At 63.3% G+C, this 8,597-nt stretch carries 9 protein-coding genes; all 9 read right to left on the bottom strand.

Translation table 11 applies throughout. The features are described from left to right. Positions 1-14 precede the first annotated feature (14 nt). The 9 genes from ACY693_RS10230 to ACY693_RS10190 all read right to left on the bottom strand — a co-directional run bounded on the left by ACY693_RS10230 (position 15) and on the right by ACY693_RS10190 (position 8,542). Complete coding sequence (locus ACY693_RS10230) at positions 15-731, bottom strand: SDR family oxidoreductase (protein WP_462321728.1); 717 nt, start codon at positions 729-731, stop codon at positions 15-17. Between the two features lie 106 nt (positions 732-837). Further along, a complete protein-coding gene (locus ACY693_RS10225; protein WP_462321727.1) occupies positions 838-1,260 on the bottom strand; it encodes a Na+/H+ antiporter subunit G in 423 nt (140 codons plus the stop codon). Next, the gene (locus ACY693_RS10220) at positions 1,257-1,553 is read right to left on the bottom strand and encodes a K+/H+ antiporter subunit F (RefSeq protein ID WP_462321726.1); all 297 of its coding nucleotides are present in this window, start codon (positions 1,551-1,553) and stop codon (positions 1,257-1,259) included. The genes ACY693_RS10225 and ACY693_RS10220 overlap by 4 nt, the downstream gene beginning before the upstream one ends. 36 nt (positions 1,554-1,589) lie before the next feature. Continuing rightward, positions 1,590-2,081, bottom strand: a complete 492-nt coding sequence (locus ACY693_RS10215) for a Na+/H+ antiporter subunit E (protein WP_462321725.1) — start codon at positions 2,079-2,081, stop codon at positions 1,590-1,592. Between the two features lie 7 nt (positions 2,082-2,088). Then, positions 2,089-3,624 carry a monovalent cation/H+ antiporter subunit D gene (locus ACY693_RS10210; protein ID WP_462321724.1) on the bottom strand — a complete coding sequence of 512 codons (1,536 nt, stop codon included), beginning with the start codon at positions 3,622-3,624 and terminating at the stop codon, positions 2,089-2,091. Continuing rightward, positions 3,621-3,947 (bottom strand): Na+/H+ antiporter subunit C, encoded by a 327-nt coding sequence (locus tag ACY693_RS10205; RefSeq protein WP_462321723.1) that lies wholly within the window; start codon positions 3,945-3,947, stop codon positions 3,621-3,623. Before ACY693_RS10205 ends, ACY693_RS10210 begins: the two co-directional genes overlap by 4 nt. Next, positions 3,947-6,757 carry a monovalent cation/H+ antiporter subunit A gene (locus ACY693_RS10200; protein WP_462321722.1) on the bottom strand — a complete coding sequence of 937 codons (2,811 nt, stop codon included), beginning with the start codon at positions 6,755-6,757 and terminating at the stop codon, positions 3,947-3,949. Before ACY693_RS10200 ends, ACY693_RS10205 begins: the two co-directional genes overlap by 1 nt. Positions 6,758-6,788: 31 nt before the next feature. Beyond that, a complete protein-coding gene (locus ACY693_RS10195; protein ID WP_462321721.1) occupies positions 6,789-8,228 on the bottom strand; it encodes a GTPase/DUF3482 domain-containing protein in 1,440 nt (479 codons plus the stop codon). Beyond that, entirely contained in the window at positions 8,228-8,542 is a 315-nt protein-coding gene (locus ACY693_RS10190; RefSeq protein ID WP_462321720.1) for a DUF2868 domain-containing protein, read from the bottom strand. Before ACY693_RS10190 ends, ACY693_RS10195 begins: the two co-directional genes overlap by 1 nt. Positions 8,543-8,597 lie beyond the last annotated feature (55 nt).

Raw genomic sequence — 8,597 nt, 5'->3', positions numbered from 1 at the left:
TAGCGGTGGGTCGATCACCAGGGGATCGGCTCGCCATGACGGAAGAAGCCGCCACTGGGGCCGTCCGCGGGGAGGGTGGCGGCCCAGATGATCCCTTTGACGCCCTCCTCGATGCTAAGGTGGGCATTCGGTCCGCCCATCTCGGTGCGGACCCAACCCGGGCAGACCGAGTTGATCTTGATTCGACTGTCGGCGCCAAGCTCATCGGCGATTATCCGGGTGACCGCGTTCATTGCGGTCTTCGACAGCCGGTAGCCAGGGCAATAGCCATTCATGTCGCTGAGCTGCCCCATCCCGGATGAGAGATTGACCACCCGTCCCTCGCCGTCCATCAGCGGGATCAATAGCTGGCACAACCGGAGCGCGGACAGGGTGTTGGTCTCGAAGGCGCGCCTAATGGGCTCGAGATCGGCCTGCAGAATGCTCGACTCCGGGGTGCCCGGTGCAGGATCGGGAAAGATGCCAGCGTTATTGACCAGCACATCCAGGCGTCCGAAGTCTTGCTGGATGCGATCCCGCAGCGCGATGCGTGAGGCCTCATCAGTGACGTCTAGCGGTTGGAACAGGACCTTCTGCCCGTCGTCGGACAAGGCATCTGCTGCGGCCTGGCCCTCCTGCTCGCGCCGCGCCGTGAGGACGACCTGATAGCCGAGTAGGGCGAGCTGCCGGCAGGTCTCCCGTCCGAGTCCGCGGTAGGCGCCGGTGACGATAGCGATTGGTTGCTCTGACATCTTTGAGGCTCTCCTGGTGGTCAAACTGTTGGCCGACACGGCTAGCGGTTTGCGACAACCTAGACCGATTTCAACCAGTCAGGGCTGCGGCCAGGGCTGCGCATTCCTAGGCTTTGGGACTAGCAGGTCCTTGGGGCTGCTGCCCTTCGCTTGGGTTAGTCTGAGCGCCATGCCCATCGTGCTTCTCGAGCAGAGCTTCTGACGGCAGGCCAGAGCCGCTTTGGGTGCGCTGATGTAAGGCGGCTTTGGCGATCAGGTGAGCGCTGACGGGCGCCGTGATGAATAGGAACACCGCGACCAAGACCTCGTGGAGGGAGACGCCAGCGTCGTACCAGCTGAAAAAGACCGCCGAGGCGATCAAGAGGCTACCGACACCCAGGGTGGTGGCCTTGGTGGGGGTATGCAGTCGCTCATACAGGTCCCGAAGCCGGACGAGGCCAACGGAGCCGAGAAAGGTGAAGCCGGCGCCGATCAGGATCAGCAGTGCGACCAGCAGCTCGATCAGCAGGTTTGCGATCTCAGCATTCACTCGATGATGTCCCCGCGTGTTAGGAATTTGGCGAGTGCCACGGTGCCAACAAAGCCAAACAGCGCGATCAGCAGTGCGGCCTCGAAATAGAGGCTGCTGGCGAGCTTGATGTCGAGCAAGACTAAGAGCGCGACCGTGTTCACGTAGAGCGTATCCAGGGCCAAGATGCGGTCGGGCTGATCGGGACCGATGATCAGTCTCCACAGCGACAGCAACAGGGCTGCGGTCACGAACAAGAAGCCGACCGCGAGTGCCAGGTCAAGAATGAGTCCGGTCTCGGCTAGCTCGTTCATCGTTGTCTCTCCATCAGGATCGTGGTCCCCAGCACCTCAGGTCTGCTCCAACGCGTCGAGCAGCGGTTGCTCGTAGCGTTGGCGGATATCAGCAATGATTGCCGCCGGATCGGTCCCCTGCAGCGCATGGATGATCAGCTCGCTGCGATCCGGGCTGAGAGACGCGGAGACAGTGCCCGGCGTCAGGGTGATGATATTCGCCAGCAGGCTGACGCTGACATTGCCCTTGACGCGCAGCGGCATAGGGATGAAGGTTGGCTGAATACGCTCCTTTGGGCCGACGATCAAGCGCGCAACGGCGATATTGGCAATCAGGATATCCACCAGCACGGTGCCCGTGAGCCGCAGCAGCAACAGCGGCCGGCGGATGTGGATCTGCGCCGTCCAAAAGCGGGCGGTATAGAGCGGGATCAACCAGGCCAGTAATGCGCCGAGCAGGATCTGGCCCGGACTGACCGAGTTGACCAGCAACAGCCAGAGTCCGAGCAGCATCAACGAGAGGATGGGATGTGGGAGCAGCTGTTTCATGGGTTGATCAATGCCCGCCTGCTGGAGATGGCGGCTCGTCCGAGAGGACGGTCTCGACGTAGCCGTTGGGGCTCAGGAGCTGGTCCGCAGCCGCATCGGTGTAGCTGTAGATCGGGCTTGCGAGAACCACGTAAAGCAGACTCAAGGCTGCCACCGCCGCGACCGGCACGAGATTCGCGGTATCCGGTAAGGTGGCGGCGCCAGCGTTGGTGTCGGTCTTGAAGAACATGGTGCTGCCGGCGCGGGCTAACGCGACCAGCGTCAACAGGCTGGTGCTGAGCACGATGGCCATGATCCAGGCCATGACCGGGGTCTCCAAGCTGGCTTGGATGATCAGTACCTTACCAATAAACCCGGACAAGGGTGGCACCCCGGCAACAGCGAGGGCCAACACCAGGAACAGGCCGCCGAGCAGGTTGGCTGCGGGCAGCATCGGCCCTGCCCGTAGCTCATCGGCAAAGACGCCGCGGGTCCGGGCGACGTTCTCGGTCAGCATAAAGAGCGCGGCGGTCACCAGGGCCGATTGGAAGCTGTAGTAGAGACCGGCGCTCAGCGCTGCTTGGCTACCGAGACCGAACGCGGTGAGGATGCTGCCCGTGGAGATCACTACCAGATGCGCGACCAGCAAGGCCAGGTGCCGGCTGGCCAGGACGCCGATGGTGCCGACCACGATGGTGAGCAGGCCAAGCACCAGCAGCCAAGGCTCGACCAGATTGGCGAGCGGGCCGGCCTCCGCGCCGAAGATCAGGCTGTAGACCCGGATGATCGAATAGCCACCGACCTTGGTCATGATCGCAAACAGGGCCACCGAGGCCGGGCCGGCGGCCGAATAGGCGCCGGGCAGCCAGAGGTGCAGCGGCACCAGCGCCGCTTTGAGTGCGAAGACAAGGAACAGGAGCAGGGCCGCGGCGCGCACCAGGCCGACATCCTCGGCTGGCAGCGTGGCGACGCGCTGCGAGAGATCAGCCATATTCAGGGTGCCAAGCACGCCATAGAGGGTGCCGACCGCGAACAAGAACAGGCTCGAGCCGACCAGATTGACGATGACGTAGTGCAGCCCAGCTCGGCTGCGGGCTGCGCCACCGCCATGCAGCAGCATGCCGTAGGAGGCGATCAGCAGGATCTCGAAGAAGACGAAGAGGTTAAATAGGTCGCCGGTCAGGAAGGCTCCATTCAGACCCATCAGCAGAAACTGGAACAGCGCGTGGTACTGGCGTCCGTGTCGGTCGCTGCCCTGGATCGCGTGCATCATGGCAAACAGCGCCAGCACCGCGGTTAGCATCACCATCGCCGCCGAAAGCCGGTCGGCGACCAGGACGATGCCATAGGGTGCAGCCCAGCTGCCAAGCTGATAGACCAACAGCTCGCCACTGGCAGCCTGGAGCAGGAGCCAGATCGAGACCGCAAGCAGCAACTGGACACCCAGCATGCTGATGGTCCGCCGCAGCGGCGTTGCGCTACCGCGCAGCAGCACCAGCAGAATGCCAGTGAGCAACGGCACCAGGATCGGTGCGATGACCAAGTGCTCGCCGAGCATGTTCATGGCTCGCGTCCGTCGACCTGATCGTTACCCAGGTCTGCGCGTGCGCGCAGCGCCAAGACGACGACGAAGGCGGTCATGCCAAAGCCGATGACGATGGCGGTGAGCACCAAGGCCTGCGGCAAGGGGTCGGCATACTCGCTCCGATTTGGCTCGAGGACCGCCGGTATGCCGATGCTCAACCGACCCATGACGAACAAGAAGAGATTGACCGCATAGGACAGCAGCGTAATGCCGAGCACGACCGGGAAGGTCCGCCCGCGCAGGAGCAGATAGAGACCGCAGGCCGTGAGTAGGCCAACGACGCTGGCAAGAAGTGCTTCCATCAGGTGTTCAGATCGCGGTTGGGGAAGGCATCGCCACGTCGGACGAAGCCGATGCGGCCAAGCCGAATCAGGATCACGAGGGTAATGCCGATCACCACCATCATGACGCCAAGATCGAATAGCATCGCCGAGGCCAGCTCAAGGTCACCGATGACGGGCAGATGGAAGTGGTCGTGGGCCGACGTCAGGAAGGAATAGCCGAAGTACCAGCTGCCGAGCCCAGTCGCAGTGGCCAAGAGCAGACCGAGACCGATCAACGGATGCAGCTCGCCGGACAGACGTGGCCGGGTCCAAGCGATGCCGTTGGCGAGATACTGCATGACCAGCGCCACCGCGATGATCAGTCCGGCGATGAAGCCGCCGCCCGGCAGGTTATGGCCGCGCAGGAAGATGAACACGGCGACCATCAACGCCAGGGGCAGCAGCAGTCGCGAAAAGGTGGCCAGGATCAGGGGATAGGCATCGCTGCTCCAGGGCCGACCCTCGGCGTCGGTCAGCGGCGCCTCGAGCCGCAGATCGCGCAGCATCATATAGATTCCGATCGCAGCGATTGCCAAGACGGTGATCTCCCCCAGGGTGTCAAAGCCACGGAAGTCGACCAGGATCACATTGACGACGTTGGTGCCACCGCCGCCGGGCACGCTGTTCTCGAGCATCCAGCCGGAGATGCTGTCATAGGGACGGGTCAGCACGGCCCAGGTCAGCAGGGCTGTCAGACCACCGCCGAGCAGCGCCAAGAACAGGTCGCGCAGCTTGCGCGGCAGTGAGGACTCGCGTGGCGTCTGCTTGGGCAGGAAATGCAGCGCCAGCAACAGCAGGATGATGGTGACCATCTCGACGGCAAGCTGGGTCAAGGCCAGGTCCGGCGCGGAGAACTTGACGAAGGCCAGTGCGACGATCAGCCCGACGACACTGAGCATCACCAAGGCGGTCAAGCGCTGCCGGTGCAGCACCACCGTGCCGATGGCACCGACCGCCAGACAGAGCGCAGCAGCGGCGCTCACCGGGTCGAGTGGGGTCACGGTCGCGTTACCGGGGATCGGCATCTCCCAAAAGCCGATCAGCAGCATGAGTGCGGTGGCGCTGAACAGCACCACGAGCATGAACTGCAGCGACCGGCGATGGATCAGCCGATCCAGGGTCCGGCTGGTGTGGAACAAGGCGCGCTCGGCAATCTCGAAGAAGGTGCGCGCATCGATGCGGTCAAGCAGTCGATCGTGCCAGCGATAGAGCGGTCGGCGGATCGCGTAGATGGCTGCCCCACCAGCGAGTGCCAGCATGCTCATGCCAAGCGCCGGCGTAAACCCATGCCAGACCTTGAGGCTGTAAGCGGGCAGTGGTGCTTGGAGCGTTGCCCCGGCTGCGACCGCCAGCAGGGGGCCGATGGTGAGGCTTGGGATGATGCCGACCGCGATGCAGATCACCACTAGCACCTCGACCGGCACGCGCATCCAGCGCGAGGGCTCATGCGGGGTGCGCGGGAGGTCGGTGGGGGTGCCGTTGAAAAAGACGTCGTGAATGAAGCGCAGCGAATAGGCGACTGCCAGCGCGCCGGCGATGGTGGCGAGCACCGGCAGCAGCCAGAAGCTCTCCTGGAAGCTGGCCATGTAGACGGTCTTCTCGAAGAACATCTCCTTCGACAGGAAGCCGTTGAGCAGCGGTACCCCGGCCATGGCGGCGGCGGCGATCATGGCCAGCAGCGCGGTCTGGGGCATGAACCTCCAGAGTCCGGCGAGGCGGCGCATATCCCGCGTGCCGGCCTCGTGATCGATGATACCGGCCGCCATGAACAGCGATGCCTTGAAGGTGGCATGGTTCATGATGTGAAAGACCCCCGCCACTGCGGCCAGCGGAGTGCCGATGCCGAACAGCAGCGTGACCAGGCCAAGATGGCTGATGGTCGAATAGGCCAGCAGGCCCTTGAGATCGTGCTTGAACAGCGCCGTGTAGGCCCCGACCAGCAGCGTCGCCATGCCGGTCGGCGCGACCAGCCAGGTCCAGGCCTCAGAGCCTGAGAGCGCGGGGAACAGCCGCGCGAGCAGAAACACCCCGGCCTTGACCATGGTGGCCGAATGCAGATAGGCGCTGACAGGGGTTGGCGCCGCCATCGCATGTGGCAGCCAGAAATGAAAGGGGAACTGGGCCGATTTGGTGAATACCCCAAGCAGGATCAGCACCAAGGCGGGGACGTAGAGGGGATGCGCGTGGATGATCTCATGGGCCGCGAGCACGGCGCTGAGGTCATAGCTGCCGACGATCTCGCCAAGCAGCAGGATGCCGCCGAGCAGCGCCAGACCGCCACCGCCGGTGATCGCGAGCGCCATACGGGCACCTCGCCGGGCATCCTCGCGCTGGCGCCAATAGCTGATCAGCAGGAATGAGCTGATGCTGGTCAGCTCCCAGAACATCAGCAGCTGGATCAGATTCTCGGACATCACCAGCCCGAGCATCGCGCCCATGAACAGCAGCAGATAGGCATAGAAGCGGCCCATCGGGTCTTGCTCGGCCAGATACCAGCGGGCATAGAGGATGATGAGCAGGCCAATGCCGAGGATCATCAGCACGAACAACAGCGACAGACCGTCGAGCCGGAACGCCAGCGCCAGCCCCAACGCTGGGAACCAGTCCATCCGCCAGAGCAGGGTCTCGCCCTGCATCACAGCAATCGCAGGTGCCACAACCAGGGCCAGCGCCGCGAGCGCCACGCCGCCGGTGACCCAGGCGGACCTGAGGCGTCCGGAGGTGACCGCCCAGGGTGGCAGCATGGCGCCGACGAATGGGATCAGTACAATCAGCGGGAGGCTGTTCATGGCTTACGCACGAGGTCAATGGCGCACGAGGTCAAAGGCTTGCGCGGCTGTCGATCTTGTCGGTCGAGAGATCTTGCAGGACATTACACAGGATCTCTCGCACATGCTGCTCCTGCGAGCAATGCTTGCCTTTGCGAGCGGCGGCAAAGAACTTGGCCAGTGTCTTATGGTCTTCTCCGCTCAGGGCCTCGGTGAATCCGCGCTGCTTCTTGGGCGCAGGATCAGGCACCCGGTTGGGTGCGCTCTCGTCGGCCGCCTGTCGCCCATGCGCCCAATTCATCGCCCGCGCGCAGTAGAGGATGCTGCGGTCGAGCAGGATGAAGGGAAAGCGCGGGTTGCTCACCGGGCCGAGTGTAAAGCGCTCGACACCGAGGGTGCGCTGGATGTCGAGCTTGGCAAGCTGGGAGGTGCCGAGTACCCCGAGCGCGCCGCCAACGCCGGCACCGATCAGGGTCCCGGCGCCGAACGAGAGGCCACCAACGCCAAGGTCGATGGCACCACCGGTGGCTGCGCCCGCCGCAGCACTAGCGAGCACGGTCTGATGGCGGTTGAGGCCGAGGTGGCGCTCCACCTCGTCTGAAAACAGGTCCTTGACCAGTAAGGAGCCGGGCGGGAGATTCCAGACATGGTGCTTGAAGTGCTCGCGGATCTCGGCCTGGGCCTCGTTCTCCAGGTTGCGCAGCCCATCCTGCAGGTTCTCGGTCAGGCGCTCGCGAATGGATTCACGCTCGCGTTCCGAGCCAAGCTCGTTGACCTTAACGATCTTGACGACCTTGAACGTCAATGCCTTGCGCAGTAGGTCAAGGATGCTGGTCACACTGTGATCGATGCGCCGCTGCCAGTCGCGCTCAAATGCGCGCACCGTCTCATCCAGCATCGGCTCCCAACGCTGATCGATCGCCTTCAGGGCATTCAGGAGGGCGATGCGCTCGGCGTAGGTGGCACGATGCGCATTGAATTCGCGCACCGAGTTGAACGACTTATTCAATGCGTCCTGCCAGGCCGCCATGTGCTTGGTGTTGGTCGTCAGGTTGTTGAGGATCGCCATCCGGGGTCGCCCTGTCAGGCGCAGCAGCTCCATCTCGGTGCGATCCTTCTCTTTGATCCGCTTCGAGCCATCGACGACCAGGATGATACCGGCGCCATTGGCGATCGGTTGCATAAGGGCGCAATCGTGGCTGTAGAGACGGTCGTGGGTATGGGAGTCAAGGAATGCCCGGGGCAGATCGATCTCGTTTGAATGCTCTTGAAACCATTCGAGGATATCGGTGGGGTTCTGAAAGCCCGGTGTGTCGATGAACCTCAGCACGGTCTTGCCGTCGATCTCGACCGGATATTCGTCCGAGCGAGTCGTGGTGCCAGCGCGCTTATCGATCGCGATGCGGTCGTTCTCGGTCAGTGTCGCAACGACCGACGACTTTCCAGCATTCGGATGACCAACGATGGCCAGTGTTGGGACCTGGGCTGCCATTAAGCACTCTCGTCATCAGCGGGCGCGAGCATGATCAAGCGCAGATAAGGGTCACCCATCTGCTCGATCTTTCGCTGCCAATCGGCAAAGTCGAAATCGCTCAGTGGCGGCAGTGGGTCGCTTTCGTCGTCGTCTGGATCGCCAATGAGCGCCAACAGAACCTGTGCTTGCTCGCCAGCAGCCGCGCGAATGCTGCGCAAGAAGCGCAGGTTTTCGGTGATGGGGGGTTGCGAGCCGTCTTGAATGAGGGCGATGCGCGGTGGCGGGGCGCTCCAGATCGCATGACTGATCAGCTCGATGGTTTGATCTGCCATGGCGCGGCCGCCGCCGGAGGTGGCCGCGATCTACGAACGCTCCTGGCCGCTGCTG

It is taken from the genome of Halochromatium sp., from assembly GCF_054919635.1.
Note: the sequence above shows the minus strand (reverse complement) of the source record. Positions and strands in the feature narration are given on the sequence as shown.